This is a genomic window from Kitasatospora sp. NPDC058170 (assembly GCF_042883905.1).
In the GTDB taxonomy this organism is placed as follows: Bacteria; Actinomycetota; Actinomycetes; order Streptomycetales; family Streptomycetaceae; genus Kitasatospora.
In genome coordinates, this window is the sequence record NZ_JBHVUV010000020.1 from 136,704 (window position 1) to 151,958 (window position 15,255).

At 73.0% G+C, this 15,255-nt stretch carries 14 protein-coding genes; 2 read left to right on the top strand and 12 right to left on the bottom strand.

The features are described from left to right. Positions 1-34 precede the first annotated feature (34 nt). The 3 genes from ACFVVX_RS23165 to ACFVVX_RS23175 are packed head-to-tail and all read right to left on the bottom strand — an operon-like array spanning position 35 to position 2,619. Positions 35-400, bottom strand: a complete 366-nt coding sequence (locus ACFVVX_RS23165) for a hypothetical protein (RefSeq protein ID WP_387948480.1) — start codon at positions 398-400, stop codon at positions 35-37. Continuing rightward, positions 397-1,902 (bottom strand): ATP-binding protein, encoded by a 1,506-nt coding sequence (locus ACFVVX_RS23170; RefSeq protein ID WP_387948481.1) that lies wholly within the window; start codon positions 1,900-1,902, stop codon positions 397-399. The genes ACFVVX_RS23165 and ACFVVX_RS23170 overlap by 4 nt, the downstream gene beginning before the upstream one ends. 39 nt (positions 1,903-1,941) lie before the next feature. Continuing rightward, entirely contained in the window at positions 1,942-2,619 is a 678-nt protein-coding gene (locus tag ACFVVX_RS23175; RefSeq protein WP_329487983.1) for a response regulator transcription factor, read from the bottom strand. Between the two features lie 559 nt (positions 2,620-3,178). Between ACFVVX_RS23175 and ACFVVX_RS23180 the strand changes: the two genes are divergently transcribed. Continuing rightward, positions 3,179-3,883: a SigE family RNA polymerase sigma factor gene (locus ACFVVX_RS23180; protein WP_387948533.1), complete on the top strand. Its 705-nt coding sequence runs from the start codon at positions 3,179-3,181 to the stop codon at positions 3,881-3,883. Between the two features lie 171 nt (positions 3,884-4,054). Here ACFVVX_RS23180 and ACFVVX_RS23185 read toward each other — a convergent pair whose 3' ends face one another. The 4 genes from ACFVVX_RS23185 to deoC all read right to left on the bottom strand — a co-directional run bounded on the left by ACFVVX_RS23185 (position 4,055) and on the right by deoC (position 8,324). Further along, positions 4,055-4,705, bottom strand: a complete 651-nt coding sequence (locus tag ACFVVX_RS23185; protein ID WP_387948482.1) for an ATP-binding protein — start codon at positions 4,703-4,705, stop codon at positions 4,055-4,057. A gap of 223 nt (positions 4,706-4,928) precedes the next feature. Then, entirely contained in the window at positions 4,929-5,855 is a 927-nt protein-coding gene (locus ACFVVX_RS23190) for an aldehyde dehydrogenase family protein (RefSeq protein ID WP_387948483.1), read from the bottom strand. Continuing rightward, positions 5,848-7,332 carry an aldehyde dehydrogenase family protein gene (locus ACFVVX_RS23195; protein ID WP_387948484.1) on the bottom strand — a complete coding sequence of 495 codons (1,485 nt, stop codon included), beginning with the start codon at positions 7,330-7,332 and terminating at the stop codon, positions 5,848-5,850. Before ACFVVX_RS23195 ends, ACFVVX_RS23190 begins: the two co-directional genes overlap by 8 nt. A gap of 5 nt (positions 7,333-7,337) precedes the next feature. After that, positions 7,338-8,324, bottom strand: coding sequence for a deoxyribose-phosphate aldolase (gene deoC / locus ACFVVX_RS23200; RefSeq protein ID WP_387948485.1), 987 nt, complete (start codon positions 8,322-8,324; stop codon positions 7,338-7,340). A gap of 140 nt (positions 8,325-8,464) precedes the next feature. On the opposite strand from deoC, the gene ACFVVX_RS23205 reads away from it, so the two are divergent. Next, complete coding sequence (locus ACFVVX_RS23205; RefSeq protein ID WP_387948486.1) at positions 8,465-9,142, top strand: PH domain-containing protein; 678 nt, start codon at positions 8,465-8,467, stop codon at positions 9,140-9,142. 88 nt (positions 9,143-9,230) lie between these two features. On the opposite strand, the gene ACFVVX_RS23210 is transcribed toward ACFVVX_RS23205, so the two are convergent. From ACFVVX_RS23210 to pgsB, 5 genes are all read right to left on the bottom strand, one after another. Further along, the gene (locus ACFVVX_RS23210; protein WP_387948487.1) at positions 9,231-10,952 is read right to left on the bottom strand and encodes a phospho-sugar mutase; all 1,722 of its coding nucleotides are present in this window, start codon (positions 10,950-10,952) and stop codon (positions 9,231-9,233) included. 208 nt (positions 10,953-11,160) lie between these two features. After that, complete coding sequence (locus ACFVVX_RS23215) at positions 11,161-11,982, bottom strand: purine-nucleoside phosphorylase (protein WP_387948488.1); 822 nt, start codon at positions 11,980-11,982, stop codon at positions 11,161-11,163. Positions 11,983-12,153: 171 nt separating this feature from the next. Beyond that, entirely contained in the window at positions 12,154-13,251 is a 1,098-nt protein-coding gene (locus ACFVVX_RS23220) for an NlpC/P60 family protein (RefSeq protein ID WP_387948489.1), read from the bottom strand. Between the two features lie 72 nt (positions 13,252-13,323). Then, positions 13,324-13,806 carry a poly-gamma-glutamate biosynthesis protein PgsC/CapC gene (locus tag ACFVVX_RS23225; RefSeq protein ID WP_387948490.1) on the bottom strand — a complete coding sequence of 161 codons (483 nt, stop codon included), beginning with the start codon at positions 13,804-13,806 and terminating at the stop codon, positions 13,324-13,326. Then, a complete protein-coding gene (gene pgsB / locus ACFVVX_RS23230; RefSeq protein WP_387948491.1) occupies positions 13,803-15,239 on the bottom strand; it encodes a poly-gamma-glutamate synthase PgsB in 1,437 nt (478 codons plus the stop codon). The genes ACFVVX_RS23225 and pgsB overlap by 4 nt, the downstream gene beginning before the upstream one ends. Between the last annotated feature and the right edge of the window lie 16 nt (positions 15,240-15,255).

Sequence of the window (15,255 nt, forward strand, 5' to 3'; positions counted from 1 at the left end):
ACCCGGAACGCCGTCCGGGTACGCGCACGGAGGTTTACCGACAGGTCGGCGAGGGCGAGGGCAGCGCGCTGAACGCGTTGTCGGGCGGCGGGGTGGACGGCACCACCGGCGAGACCACCGAGGGAGCCGGCGACGGGGCCTTGGACGCGGCGCCCGGCGCCGGGCTCAGCCCGGCCTTCGCCGTCGAGCGCGCGGCCGTCGCGGCCGCCCCGGAGGGGGCCGTGGGCCCGACCGGGCTCGGCGCGACCGGTGCCGTCGGGACGGCCGGCTGGGTCGGGCAGGCGGTCCGGCTGGCCGGCGCGCCCGCGTCCACGGGCACGGCGGTCGGCCGGATGCCGCACCCGGTCGCGACGGCGAGCAGCAGGACGGCACCGGCGGTACGGCGCAGACGGGAGGTCATGTCGCATCCTCCTCGGGAGAGACGGGCGGGGTCGGCTGGGCGGTCGGAAGGGTCAGGGTGAACACCGCGCCCGTCTCCCCGTTGGCCGCCGTGATCGTCCCCCCGTGTATCTGCGCGTTGGCCATCGCGATGGACAGGCCCAGCCCGCTGCCCTCCGACCGCGCCCGCCCCTTGTCGGCCTTGTAGAAGCGGTCGAAGACGTGCGGCAGCACGTCCTCCGGGATGCCGGGCCCGCTGTCGGAGACCTCCACCGTCACGGAGTGGTCCGTCTGCCGGACCTTCACCCGCACCGGCGAGCCGCCGTGCTTGAGCGCGTTGCCGATCAGGTTGGCGAACACGACGTCCAGCCGGCGCGGGTCCACCACGGCCCGGATGCCGCGCGGGGCGTCCAGCTCGACCGCGTCGTACCAGGCCCGGCCGTCGATGCAGGACATGATCAGATCGGAGATGTCCACCTCGTCGGCGACCAGCTTCGCGGTACCGGCGTCGAAGCGGGTCACCTCCATCAGGTTCTCCACCAGGTCGGAGAGCCGGCGCGTCTCGTTGACCACCAGCCGGACGGCCGGCTCGATCATCGGGTCCAGCGACTCCGCCTCGTCCTCCAGGATGTCCGTCACCGCCGTCATCGCGGTCAGCGGAGTGCGCAGCTCGTGCGACATGTCGGCGACGAACCGCCGGCTCTGCGCCTCGCGCGCGCTCAGCTCCTCGACCTGCTCGTGCAGCGACTCCGCGGTGCGGTTGAAGGTCCGCGCGAGGTCGGCCAGTTCGTCCGAGCCCTCGACCTCCAGCCGGGTGTCCAGGTGGCCCTCGCCGAGCCGTCGGGCCGCCTCTCCGAGGCGCTTGACCGGGCGCAGCACCGTCGCCGAGGCGGCCTGGGCGAGCAGCGCCGAGCCGATCAGGGCGAGCAGGGTGGCGATGGCCAGCGACCAGCCCAGCGTGTTGAGGTCGGCCCGCTCGTTCTCCAGCGACTTGAACATGTACGCCGTCGGGCCGGTCGGCACCACCTTGGTGCCGCCGATCAGGAACGGGCGGCCGTCCAGGTTCTGGCGCTGCCAGTACAGGTGGAAGGCGTACGGGTTGTTCTCGGTGACCTCGCGCTGACGGGCCACGGTGGACCGCAGCCGGTCCGGGACCTCGGCGAGCGTGTAGCGCCCCGGGTTGGAGGAGGCGGTGCAGTCCGGGAGCGCGTCGTCGACCACGACCACGTCGTAGCCCAGGCCCGAACCGGAGACCAGGCTGGCCAGCTCGTTCAGCTGCAGACAGGTGGCGTTCAGCGGCAGCTGGGAGACGTTGCGGGTGAGCGAGACCCGGAAGTCGTTGAGCGCGGTGTCCTGGGCGCGCTTGAGCACGGCGTCCCGGTTCAGCCAGTACGCGATGCCGGAGGCCGAGGCGGCGGCGAGCAGCGCGACCGCGGCGAACACCGCGATCAGCCGCACCCGCAGGGAGCGCAGCCGCCGCCACGGGCCCGAGGAGAACCGCCGGGTCGTCTGATGGTCAGTCACGTCAGCCTGTCGTTATGGAAGTCAGGAGGGGCGCGGGCGTCACGCCGGCGGGTCCAGCCGGTAGCCGACGCCGCGCACGGTGCGGATCAGGGTCGGCGCCGACGGGACGTCCTCGACCTTGGCCCGCAGCCGCTGCACGCAGGCGTCGACCAGGCGGGAGTCACCGAGGTAGTCGTGCTCCCAGACCAGGCGCAGCAGTTGCTGGCGGGAGAGCGCCTGGCCGGGGCGGCGGCTGAGCTCCAGCAGCAGCCGCAGCTCGGTCGGGGTGAGCTGGAGGTCCTCGCCGTCCTTGGTGACGGTCATCGCGGCGCGGTCGATCACCACGGTGCCGTAGGCGGAGGAGTCCGAGCTCTCCCGCTCACCGCGCCGCAGCACGGCCCGGATCCGGGCGTCCAGGACGCGCGGCTGCACCGGCTTGACGACGTAGTCGTCCGCACCGGACTCCAGTCCGACCACGACGTCGATGTCGTCGGAGCGGGCCGTGAGCAGGATGATCGGCAGCTGGTCGGTGCGGCGGATCCGGCGGCAGACCTCGAAGCCGTCGATTCCGGGCAGCATCACGTCCAGCACGATCAGGTCCGGCCGCTGCTCCTTGAAGAGCCTCAGACCGTCCTCGCCGGAGGCGGCGGTGGCCACTTTGTGGCCCTGGCGGGTGAGGGCGAGTTCGAGGCCGGTGCGGATGGCGTCGTCGTCCTCGATCAGAAGGAGGAAAGGCACGGCCTCATTCTGGCTCACCCGGGGCGCCGAATCACCCCCCGGCACCCCTCCCCGGCCGGGCTGGAACCGGAAGGCGTGCCACCGGCGTCCGGGATCGCAGGAGGGATCGCCGGGCGCAGGCCCCGTCCCTGTGACAGCCCTGTGACAGTCGGCGGACAGCGCCATCACAACCGGCGGGCAGGATTTTCCATGTCGCCGCAGTACAGCGGGCCACCAGGCCGGCCGGAACGGCGGCGACAGGATCCGCTCGTACCGACCAAGGGGGCGCATGATGAACGCCACGCTTCAGACCCGGACCAACCCGGCTGGGCGGACCCCGCGTTCGTCAGAGACCACCCACCGGACCCGGTACGAGGTCAGGACCGACGAGGCCTCCGGTGCCGTGATCGTACGGGGGTGCGCACACAGCACCGGTGGAAACACTGCTGCCCGCCGGGTGAGCGGCGGCAGCAGGCAGGGGGAGCTGTACGGAATCGGCCGGACGGGGAGTGCGGCCGATTCCGCCAACACCCTCACGCTGCGGGGGATCCTCCCCGTCCGCGTCGAGGGCAAGGACACCCTGGGGGGGAACGGGGGAACCCGGGGGATCGGGGGGAGCGGTCTTCGGACGGTCGATTCGGGGGAGTCGGCCGGCCGCGAGGCCGCGGGTACGACGCTGCTGCGGGTTTCGCCCGCGGCAGGTCGCACCACCGAGGCGGGACAGGGAGGCGCGCAGGGGGAGCACCCGGCCGTCGCGGAGGACCACATCACGGAGTTCACCGCGTACGTGAGCGAGCGCCGCGCCTCCCTGTACGCCACGGCGTACCACCTCACGGGTGACCGCTACGAGGCCGAGGACCTGCTGCAGAGCGCGCTCTTCAGCACCTACCGGGCCTGGGGCCGGATCACCGACAAGGCCGCGGTCGGGGGCTACCTCCGCCGCACCATGACCAACCTGCACATCTCCGCGTGGCGGCGCCGCAAGGTCAGCGAGTACCCGACCGAGGAGCTGCCGGAGACGGCCGGCGACACCGACGCGATGGGCGGCACCGAGCTGCGCACCGTGCTGTGGCAGGCACTGTCCAAGCTGCCGGAGAACCAGCGGACCATGCTGGTGCTGCGCTACTACGAGGGCAAGACCGACCCGGAGATCGCCGATGTGCTCAACATCAGCGTCGGCACGGTCAAGAGCAGCATCTGGCGCGCCCTGCGCCGGCTGCGTGACGACGAGCACCTGAACCGGTCGGGCGACACGGCCCGGGCGTTCGGCGAACTGGTCGCGTAGGTCCTGTCGGACAGGACGAGAGACTCCCGTCGGGGGACGGGTAAGGACGGTTGGGGACTGGCGGCGCCGGCTCGGGGGAGCGGCGCGGTCAGGGAAGCCCGGTGACCGTCCGGGAAGGCGGCGGGCCCGGTGCGGGGGAGACGCACCGGGCCCGCCGTTCGTCGTGCCCCGTCAGGCGGTGGCCCGGGCGGCCGCGAGGGCCCGGTGGTCCGCCGCGGCGCGGATCCGGCGGGCGGCCTCGGCGCCGCCGCAGGGCTGGGCGCCCAGCTCGACCTGGCGGCCGACGATGCCGCGCTCGGCGCGCATCAGGCGCCAGCCGCGGCGGACCAGCACGGGCAGCGACTTGCGGCCCTCCCGGACGTCCCGGCGCAGCCGGCGCCAGGCGGTGGTGAGCGGGCGGTTGCGCAGGCACAGGGCGTCGCCCAGCAGGCCCTCGGCGGCGCAGTCGGCGGTGATCTCGGCGGCGAAGATGCCCTCGGCGATGAACGCGGGCGCGCCGGCCAGGTCCAGGACGCGGGTGTCGATCCGGCCGTTGTCCGGGATCGAGTACACCGGGACGTCGGCGCGGCCGGTCTCGTGCAGGCTGCGGATGGCCGCCACGGCCTGCTCGCGGTGCCAGGCGAGCGGGGAGTCCCAGTCGACCGCGCCGTCCGGCAGCAGCGGCAGGGTGGGGTCGTCCCCGTCCTTGTAGAAGTCGTCGAGCTGGAGGACCGGCAGGCCGCTGCGCTCGGCGAGCGAGGACTTCCCCGATCCGGAGGGCCCGGACAGCAGGACCACCCGGGCACGGGCTATCGGCACAGGGTTCAGCGGGGAGTCACTCACGGGACACCAGTCTGACGCATCGGGGCGGGATGCCGAAACCGGGCGTACGCGCCGACTTCCGCGCCGGCCTCCGCGCGGGCCGGGAAAACCGACGGACCCGCGCCAGGGGGGGGAGAGGCGCGGGTCCGTCCTATGACCGTCCGGGCCCTGGGGGGGAGAGGGCACTGGGGACGGCCAGTCTGTGGTGTTGTAACGCGGTACTGCGGTACTGCGGAGGGGACGGTCAGATCCCCATCGGGTGCCAGACCGTCTTCGTCTCCAGGAACGAGAGTAGCCGGTCCGTACCGGGCGCATTGGTCCAGTCCTGGGCGAACGGGTCCAGCTCCGGACGGACCACCCTCTTCAGGGTATCCGCGGCAGCGGCTTCCAGCGCAGCCGCCGCGCCGGGACCGTCGACCGCAATGGCCCCGGTGAGGTCCACCGCGTTCACGTCCTGGTGGGAGGCCAGGGTCGGGGCGATGTCGGCGGTACGGCCCGAGATGATGTTGACGACGCCGCCGGGGACGTCCGAGGTGGCCAGCACCTCGCCCAGCGACAGGGCCGGCAGCGGGGCGTCGGCGGCCGCCGCGACCACCACGGTGTTGCCGGTGGCGATGGCGGGCGCGATCACCGAGACCAGGCCGAGCAGCGAGTGCCCGTACCCGGCCTGCGGGGCGACGATCCCGACCACGCCGGTCGGCTCCGGGGTGGAGAGGTTGAAGAACGGCCCGGCGACGGGGTTGGCGCCGCCCGCGATCTGGGCGACCTTGTCCGTCCAGCCCGCGTACCAGACCCAGCGGTCGATCGCGGCGTCCACCAGGGCGGCGGCCTTCTTCGGGCCGATGCTCTCGGAGAGCGCCACCTCGGCGGCGAACTGCTCGCGTCGGCCCTGCAGCATCTCGGCGACCCGGTACAACACCTGGCCGCGGTTGTAGGCGGTGGTGCCGGCCCAGCCCTTGACGGCCGCGCGGGCGGCCAGCACGGCGTCGCGGGTGTCCTTGCGGGTACCGAGCGGGACGTTGGCGAGCCACTCGCGCTTGCCCGCCGCGTCGGCGGCAGCTGTCGCCTTGGTCACCTCGTACACCCGCCCGCTCTCGGAGCGGGGGAACTTCCCGCCGACGTACAGCTTGTAGGTCTTGAAGACGTCAAGACGCGTGGTGGTGTCAGACATCGAGGTAGGCCTCCAGACCGTGGCGGCCACCCTCGCGGCCGTAACCCGACTCCTTGTAGCCGCCGAACGGCGAGGTCGGGTCGAACTTGTTGAAGGTGTTGGCCCAGACCACGCCCGCCTTCAGCCGGTTCGCGGTCCAGAGGATCCGCGAGCCCTTCTCCGTCCAGATGCCGGCGGAGAGGCCGTACGGGGTGTTGTTGGCCTTGTCGACCGCCTCGGCGGGGGTGCGGAAGGTCAGCACCGACAGGACCGGGCCGAAGATCTCCTCCTGGGCGATCCGGTGGGCCTGGCTGACGCCGGTGAAGATGGTCGGCTTGAACCAGAAGCCGGTGCCGGGCAGCTCGCAGGCGGGCGACCAGCGCTCGGCGCCCTCGGCCTCGCCGGCGTCGGTCAGCGCGGTGATCCGGGCCAGCTGGGCGGCCGAGTTGATGGCGCCGATGTCGGTGTTCTTGTCCAGCGGGTCGCCGACCCGCAGAGTACCCATCCGGCGCTTCAGGGCGTCCAGCAGCTCGTCCTGGATCGACTCCTGGACGAGCAGGCGGGAGCCCGCGCAGCAGACGTGGCCCTGGTTGAAGAAGATGCCGTTGACGATGCCCTCGACCGCCTGGTCGATCGGCGCGTCGTCGAAGACGATGTTCGCGGCCTTGCCGCCGAGCTCCAGCGAGAGCTTCTTGCGGGTGCCGGCGATCTGCTTGGCGATCGCCCGGCCGACCGGGGTGGAGCCGGTGAAGGCGACCTTGTTCACGTCCGGGTGCGCGGTGAGCGCGGCGCCGGTGCGGCCGTCACCGGTGACGATGTTGACGACGCCCTTCGGCAGGCCCGCCTGCTGGCAGATCTCGGCGAAGCGCAGCGCGGTCAGCGGGGTGGTCTCGGCCGGCTTCAGCACCACGGTGTTGCCGGTGGCCAGCGCCGGGGCGATCTTCCACGCCAGCATCAGCAGCGGGAAGTTCCACGGGATGACCTGGCCGGCCACGCCCAGCGGGCGGGGGTTCGCGCCGTAGCCGGCGAAGTCCAGCTTGTCGGCCCAGCCCGCGTAGTAGAAGAAGTGCGCGGCGACCAGCGGCAGGTCCACGTCGCGGGTCTCGCGGATCGGCTTGCCGTTGTCGATCGACTCCAGCACGGCCAGCTCGCGGCTGCGCTCCTGGATGATCCGGGCGATCCGGAACAGGTACTTGGCGCGCTCGCTGCCCGGCAGCGCCGACCAGTCGGTGAAGGCCCTGCGGGCGGCGGCGACGGCGCGGTCGACGTCCTCGTCGGTGCCCTGGGCGAACTCGGCGAGCACCTGCTCGGTGGCCGGGTTGACCGTCTTCAGGGCCTCGCTGCCGGAGGAGTCGACGAACTCGCCGCCGATGAAGTGGCCGTAGGAGGTGGCGATGTCGCCCGCGGCGGCGGGGGACTCGGGTGCGGGGGCGTAGGTGAAGAGGCCGCCGTTGCGCTGCACGGGCTCTTCGGTCTTCGCGGTCTTGTTCTTGGCCATGATTCTCAGTCCACCGTCACGTAGTCGGGACCGGAGTACCGTCCGGTGGTCAGCTTCTGCCGCTGCATCAGCAGGTCGTTGAGCAGGCTGGAGGCGCCGAAACGGAACCAGTGCGGGGTCAGCCAGTCGTCGCCGAGGGTCTCGTTGACCATCACCAGGTACTTCATGGCGTCCTTGGTGGTCTTGATGCCACCGGCGGGCTTCACACCGACCTGGACACCGGTCTGCGCCTTGAAGTCGCGGACCGCCTCCAGCATCAGCAGGGTGACCGGCGGGGTCGCGTTGACGGCGACCTTGCCGGTGGAGGTCTTGATGAAGTCGGCGCCGGCCAGCATCGCCAGCCAGGAGGCGCGGCGCACGTTGTCGTACGTCTGCAGCTCGCCGGTCTCGAAGATCACCTTGAGGTGGGCGGCGGTGCCGTCCGGGCGCTTGCACGCCTCCTTCACGGCGACGATCTCCTGGAAGACGTCGAGGTAGCGGCCGGAGAGGAAGGCACCCCGGTCGATCACCATGTCGATCTCGTCGGCGCCCGCGGCGACCGCGTCGGCGGTGTCGGCGAGCTTCACCGGGAGCGCGGCGCGCCCGGCGGGGAAGGCGGTGGCGACGGAGGCGACCTGGATGTCGGTGCCCCGCAGTGCGTCCTTCGCGGTGGCGACCATGTCCGGGTAGACACAGATGGCGGCCACCCGCGGGGTGGTCGGGTCGGTCGGGTCGGGGGTCCTGCCCTTGGTGCACAGGCCGCGCACCTTGCCGACCGTGTCCGCGCCCTCCAGCGTGGTCAGGTCGATCATCGAGATGGCCAGGTCGATGGCGTACGCCTTGGCCGCGGTCTTGATCGAGCGGGTACCGAGAGTGGCGGCGCGCGCCTCCAGGCCGACCTGGTCGACGCCGGGCAGGCCGTGCAGGAAGCGGCGGAGCGAGGCCTCGGACGCCGCAACGTCCTGGAGACCGCTGCCCGCAACGCCGGGGGCATTGGCTGCAAGAGTGGACATAGTCACCAGACCAGCATATCTACGCGCGTAGTCGACCGCTAGGCCCACGGCCATTCGATGCCGGACCGATATCTCGGCCCCCCACCCGCCCCGCTCGTCACCCCTGTAGATCGTGGGGGGCATGGGGCAGAATCGTCGGCATGACCGAATCCGACGGCAAGCCCCACCGGGGCCCGGCCGCCCCCGATGGTGAGCCCGTGTACGCGGACCGCGTGTACCGCTCCATTCCCGGCGTCATCTCCGGTGTGCTGTTGTTGGCCGTGGCCGGGTGGCTGATCGGGGACGCGGTCCTGAACGGGACGGGCAAGACGCCCTACGTCTCGCTCGCGGCCGTCCCGGTGTTCGCCTTCCCGGTGATCGCCTACACGCTGCGGCCGGCGGTGCTGGCCAACAGCCGGCGGCTGGTGGTGCGCAACCCGCTGCGGACCATCACGGCGCCGTGGGCGGCCGTGGACGCGCTGCGGGCCGGGTACTCGGTCGAGCTGCTGGCGGACGGCCGGAAGTTCCAGGTGTGGGCGGTGCCGGTGTCGCTGCGCCAGCGCAAGCGGGCCGCCCGGGTGGAGCGGCGCGGTGGTGTCGAGCGGCACGCCTCCCGGCTGGGGACGGCCTTCGCCCGGCCGACGCCGTCGGTGGTGGAGGGGGCGCCGGATCCGAACCGGGCCTGGTCCGACCAGGTGGTCGGGGTGCTGCAGGAGCTGGCGGAGCGCAACGCCGCGCGGCCGGACGCGGCCGGACCGGTGGTCGTCCGCTGGTGCTGGTGGATCATCGCGCCGACGCTGCTCGGGCTGGTCGGCCTGATCGTCGCGATCGCCGTCTGACCGCCGCAGACGCAGAGCTGTAGGGACAGAAGCACCGAAGGGGCCCGCCGGACGGCGGGCCCCTTCGGTGGCTGTCGTGGGTCGTGGGTCAGGCGTCGATGCCCGCGGCCACGGCCAGGTCGCGCTTGATCGCGGCGAGCAGCTCGGCGGCCCGGGTGCGGGCGCCGGCCAGGTCGGCGGCGGTGGCCACCGGGAGGACGACCTCCAGGTAGCACTTCAGCTTGGGCTCGGTGCCGGAGGGGCGGACCACGATCCGGGCCGAGCGGACGGCCTCGCCGGCCAGGTAGTAGCGCAGACCGTCGGTGGGCGGCAGGTCGGCGGAGCCGGCCGTCAGGTCGTCCGCCTGGGCGACCCGCAGTCCGGCCAGCTCGGACGGCGGCTGGTCGCGCAGGCGCTGCATGGCGTCGGCGATCAGCGAGAGGTCCTCGACCCGGACGGAGAGCTGGTCGGTGGCGTGCAGGCCGTGCTCCAGCGCCAGGTCGTCCAGCAGGTCGGCGAGGGTGCGGCCGGACCGCTTGAGGGTGGCGGCCAGCTCGGCGACCAGCAGGGCGGCGGTGATGCCGTCCTTGTCGCGCACGCCCTGCGGGTCGACGCAGTAGCCGAGCGCCTCCTCGTAGCCGTAGCGCAGGCCGTCGGCGCGGGCGATCCACTTGAAGCCGGTCAGGGTCTCGGCGTAGCCGAGGCCGGCCGCCTCGGCGATCCGGCCCAGCAGGGTGGAGGAGACGATGGTGGTGGCGAAGGTGCCGGAGGCCTTCTTGGCGACCAGCGCCGCGCCGAGCAGCGCGCCCACGTCGTCGCCGCGGAGCATCCGCCAACCGGTGCCGTTGCCGGCGCCGGCCGCGTTGCCGTTGGCCGGGACGGCCACCGCGCAGCGGTCGGCGTCCGGGTCGTTGGCGATGACGATGTCCGGGCCGACCGAGGCGGCGGTGCGGAAGGCGAGGTCCATCGCCCCCGGCTCCTCCGGGTTGGGGAAGGCCACGGTCGGGAAGTCCGGGTCCGGCTCGGCCTGCTCGGCGACCACGGTGGGGGCCGGGAAGCCCGCCCGGCGGAAGGCGGCGACCAGGGTGTCCCGGCCGACTCCGTGCATCGGGGTGTAGACGACGTCCAGGTCGCGCGGGCTGTGCTCGTCCACGATCGAGACGGCGCGGTCGAGGTAGGCCTCGATCACGTCCTCGCCGAGCACCTCCCAGCCGTCCTCGGCGAGCGGGACCTCGGCGAGCGAGCCGATGGCGTCGATCTCGGCGGCGATCCCGGCGTCGGCCGGCGGCACGATCTGCGAGCCGTCGCCCAGGTAGACCTTGTAGCCGTTGTCCTGCGGCGGGTTGTGGCTGGCGGTGACGGTGACACCGGCGGCCGCGCCGAGGTGGCGGACCGCGAAGGCCAGTACCGGGGTCGGCAGTGCGCGGGGCAGCAGCGCGGCGCGCAGGCCGGCGCCGACCACCACGGCGGCGGTGTCGCGGGCGAAGTCGTACGACTTGTGGCGGGCGTCGTAGCCGATCACCACGAGGTCGCCGAGGTTCTCCCTCTTGACGTACGCGACCAGGCCGGCGGCGGCCCGGATCACCACGGCGCGGTTCATCCGCATCGGGCCCGCGCCCAGCTCGCCGCGCAGGCCGGCGGTGCCGAACTGGAGGCGGTCGGAGAACCGCTCGGCCAGCCGGGACCAGGCGATCTTGCTGTCCGACTCGGGCTCGGGGCCCTCGGCCTCGGCCAGCAGGGCCGCCAGCTCCTCGCGGGTCTGCGGGTCGGGGTCCTCGGCGAGCCAGGCCCGGGCCCGGGCCAGGAGGTCGGTGGTGGTTGCCTGCGTCATGGCTGCAGCTCCATCGGGAAGTGCGTCGGTTGGGTGGCCGGAGGGTTCCGCAAGAACGGGGTGCGCATGCGGACGGGGCCCGCGGGCGCTGTGATCAGCGGATCACAGCAGCCCGCGGACCCCGTCGCTCACGATCGTGCGCCGGGGCGTGTCCGACGATCACCGTCGCACGAGCCGGGCGGGAAATCGTCGGACATGCCCTGGGTGGTCAGATCCGCTCGAGGACCTTCGCCAGCAGCGCGCCCATGCGCTCGGCGGAGGCCTTGCCGGCCTCCAGCACCTCGGCGTGGTTGAGCGGCTCGCCGGTGATGCCGGCGGCCAGGTTGGTGACCAGCGAGATGCCGAGCACCTCGGAGCCGGCCTCACGGGCGGCGATGGCCTCCAGGGTGGTGGACATGCCGACCAGCTCGCCGCCGATCACCCGGGCCATGTTGACCTCGGCCGGGGTCTCGTAGTGCGGGCCGCGGAACTGCACGTAGACGGCCTCGTCGAGGGTGGAGTCCACCTCGCGGCAGAGGTCGCGCAGGCGCTTGGAGTAGAGGTCCGTCAGGTCGACGAAGTTGGCGCCGACGATCGGGGAGTCCGCGGTCAGGTTGATGTGGTCGCTGATCAGGACCGGCTGGCCGGGGACCCAGCCCTCGCGCAGACCGCCGCAGCCGTTGGTCAGCACGATGATCCCGCAGCCCGCGGCGGCGGCGGTGCGCACGCCGTGGACGACGGTGGCCACGCCGTGGCCCTCGTAGTAGTGGTTGCGGCCCAGGAAGATCAGGGCGCGCTTCTCGCCGATCTTCACCGAGCGGATCGTGCCGGCGTGGCCGGCGACGGCGGCGGCGGGGAAGCCCGGCAGGTCGGTGACGGGGAACTCCGCCACGGTCTCGCCCAGGGCGTCGGCGGCCGGCACCCAGCCGGAGCCCATCACCAGGGCGACGTCGTGGCGCTCGGCACCGGTCAGCTCGCGCAGGCGCGCAGCGGCGGCCTGGGCGGCGGCGTAGGGGTCGGCGGAGACGACCGACTGAGGAGATGCGTTCACACGTCCGAGGATAGACGGGAATCGACTACGCGCGTAGAAAATCCCGGTACGACGTGCCGGATCGTTACCCGGATGGCGTGAATGTACAGCTCCGGGGCCCCTTTCGGGCCGGGTGGCCCGTAGCTGTCTACAGGTCGTACCCGGTTCGGCGGCAGACCGGACAGGGCCGGCCTAGAGCCGCTTCGCGCTGCGCAGCCCCTTGGCGTACAGACCGTTGTCGTCCAGGCGGGCGGTGCCGCCCTTGTCGCCGAAGGTCGGGCCGTCCGCCTCCTCGCGGCTGGAGACGTACCGGGGGTGGCCGTCGGTGTCCAGGCCCAGGTAGATGCCGGTGTGGTCCAGCCGGGTGCCGGTGCGGGCGTCGATCTCGAAGAAGACCAGGTCACCGGGTTGCAGCGGATCGATCGAGGCCGGCCGCAGGGTGGTGTCCGAGCCGGGCGCGGTGGTCAGCGGCAGCACCGGGACGCCGGGGGAGAGCCGGGCCAGGCCGTTGGCGGTGCGCGGCAGGCCGGGACCGGCCACGTCCTTGCTGAGCAGCGGGTAGCCGGACCGGTAGCCGTACACCATGCGTACGAAGCCGGAGCAGTCGAAGGCGCCGTAGCGGGCCCGGTCGGGCTGCCGGGTGACCTTGTCGGCGAAGGTGTACGCGGTGCCCAGGTAGTCGACGAAGTCGGTCTGCTCCAGGCGCAGGTCCTGGCCGGGCGCGCCGTTCGGGTTGAGCGGGCCGAAGGAGGCGTCGCCCCTGACCCGGACGCCCTTGGCGTCCTGGCCGGCGGGTGCGCCCGCGAGGTACTGCAGGGCGATCGCGAGCACGTCGTCCGCGGTGCTGCCGAGCGACTGCTGGAACCAGCTGCGGAACCAGGCCTCGTTCTCGGCGCCGGCCCTCCACGGCTGCGGCATCAGCCGCACCCAGCTGTCGTTGACCAGCGTGGCCGCGGTGGTGCCCGGCTCGGTGAAGGTCCGGCTCGGGCCGGCCAGGACGGCGGTGCGGGCGCCGTCGGTCAGGGTGGCCAGCACGCCGCCGCGGGCGTCGCGGACCACCGTGCGGTCCGGGCCGGCCAGCCGCTCGTAGCGGTGGCCCGCGGCGGCCCGGTCGACGGCGACCGACGGGGCGGCGGGGCCCGGGACGGCGGCGGCCGCGATCAGCGGCGCGGTGGAGCCCGCGGCGGCCGGCTGGTCGCGGTCCCGCAGCCGGACGGTGAGGTAGCCGCTGGTGGCCAGCAGGGCGACGGCGAGGCCGCCGCTGAGCAGGGACTTCCGGGTGACGGGCATGGGGGCTTCCTGCGGGCTCGGGTGTGGGTGCGCGAGGGGTGGGTGCGCGAAGGGGGCGGGGGCGCGGAGCGATCAGGTGCCGGGCAGGGCCCCGAGCAGGACGCCCGCGGTGAGCACCACGTAGTTGGCGAGGGTGACGGTGCTGGTGGCCATCAGGGTGGCCGCGGGGGGCTGGCGGACCAGCTGGTAGGCGATCAGGCCGGGCACGATGAAGCCGAGGGTCTGGTTGGCGTACAGGGTCGGCAGCTCGTGCTGGAGCACCAGCATCACGGTGGCCTGGAGCAGCACGCCGATCAGCACCACGGCCGCGAACAGCCGCTTGCCGTAGAGGATCACCAGCTTCTGGACGACCCGGGTGGCGAGGTAGGTCAGCACGGTGACGCCGACCACGATGGCCACCCGCTGGAGGTCCTCGACCAGGGTGAGGGCCAGCCAGCCGGGGGTGATCATGCCGCCGGGGGAGAGGTTGGTGGTCAGGTAGCAGACGAGTGAGAAGACCAGGCCGAGCGCGATGCCGATGGCGGCGATCTCGGGGGTGAGCTCGGTGGGGATCACTGCTGCTCTCCGTACGGGAAGGGGGCGTGCCGGTGGGCGGGGGCCGGGTCGAACCAGGAGCCGGGCAGTGGCTCAGGGACGTACACGGGCTGGGGGTGCGGGGGGGGGGGGTACCCGGGCTCGGCGTGGCCGGGGTGGGCGTAGCCGGGCTGGTGGTGGTCGGGCCACGTGTACGGGTGCTCGGTGTGCAGGTGCTCGGTGTACTCGGGCTCGGCGTGCGGGGGCGCCTCGTCCGGCGCCTCGTCCGGGTCCTCGTCCGGGGCCAGCCGGGCCAGCTCCTCCAGGAACAGCTCGCCCTGGCCGTGGATGTTGCCGACCGCGACCAGCGAGGAGTCCGGGCCGAGCTCGGCCAGCAGCTCGGCGGTCAGCGCGGCCGGGTCGCGCCGGTCGCCGCCGAGGTCGACCACCCGGCCCGCCCAGCCGGCCGGGATGCCGTCCCGGGCGCTCCTGGTGGGGTGGCCGATCAGGAACACCGTGTCCGGGTCCAGCTCCGGCACGATCTGGCCCATCTGGCCGTTGCGCTCCACCCGGTCCGGCCGGCAGTTGACCACCACGTTGAGCGGGCGGTGGATCGCGCCGAGGCCCTCCAGCTGGCGGACGTTCATCAGGGTGGACTCGGGGTCGTTGGCGGCGAAGACGTTGGCGAAGCGCAGCCGCCCGCCGGCCGGGGTGCGGTAGCGCTCGACGGAGAGCACGCCCGGGTCCGGCGGCGCCTGCCACATGCCGCGCAGCGCCGTCTGCCGGTCCACGCCGAGGAGGGCGGCGACGGCCAGGGCGATGGCCACGTTCTCCTTGAAGGTGAACCAGCTGAAGCCGCGCAGCTCCTCGTCGCTGACCGACTCGGGGTCGACCACGATCAGCTCGCAGTCCCGCCGGGCCGCCTCCTCGCGCAGGATGTGCACCCGATCCCGCTCGGCGGTCACGCAGACGCCGCCGACCGGCATCGAGCGGCAGAGCGAGCGGGCCACGTCGTCCAGGGTCGGGCCCATCTCGGCGAGGTGGTCCTCGCGGACGTTGCAGAGCACGCCGATGGTGGAGCGGATCAGCTTGGTCTGGTTGACCTCCTGCAGCGCCGGCATCACCGCCATGCACTCGATCACCAGGGCGTCCGGGCGGTAGGTGGCGGCCCGGCGGACGATGCCGATCTGCTCCACCACGTTGGCGATGCCGAACTTGCGGTAGACCGGCTCCTCGGTGGCGTCGGGGTGGATGAAGCGGGCCGCGGTGCCGGTGGTCTTGGCGACGGTGACCAGGTCGCCGCCGCGCAGCGCGCCCGCACAGAGCCGGGTGATCGAGCTCTTGCCGCGGATGCCGTTGACCAGGACCCGGGTCGGGATCTGTTCCAGGGCGGCGAAGTGCCGGCGCTGCTCGACGACGCCCGCGACCAGCAGGACGGCGCAGCACACCAGCAGCACGACGTAGAGGAAGAGCACGGGGGTCCTTCTCGGT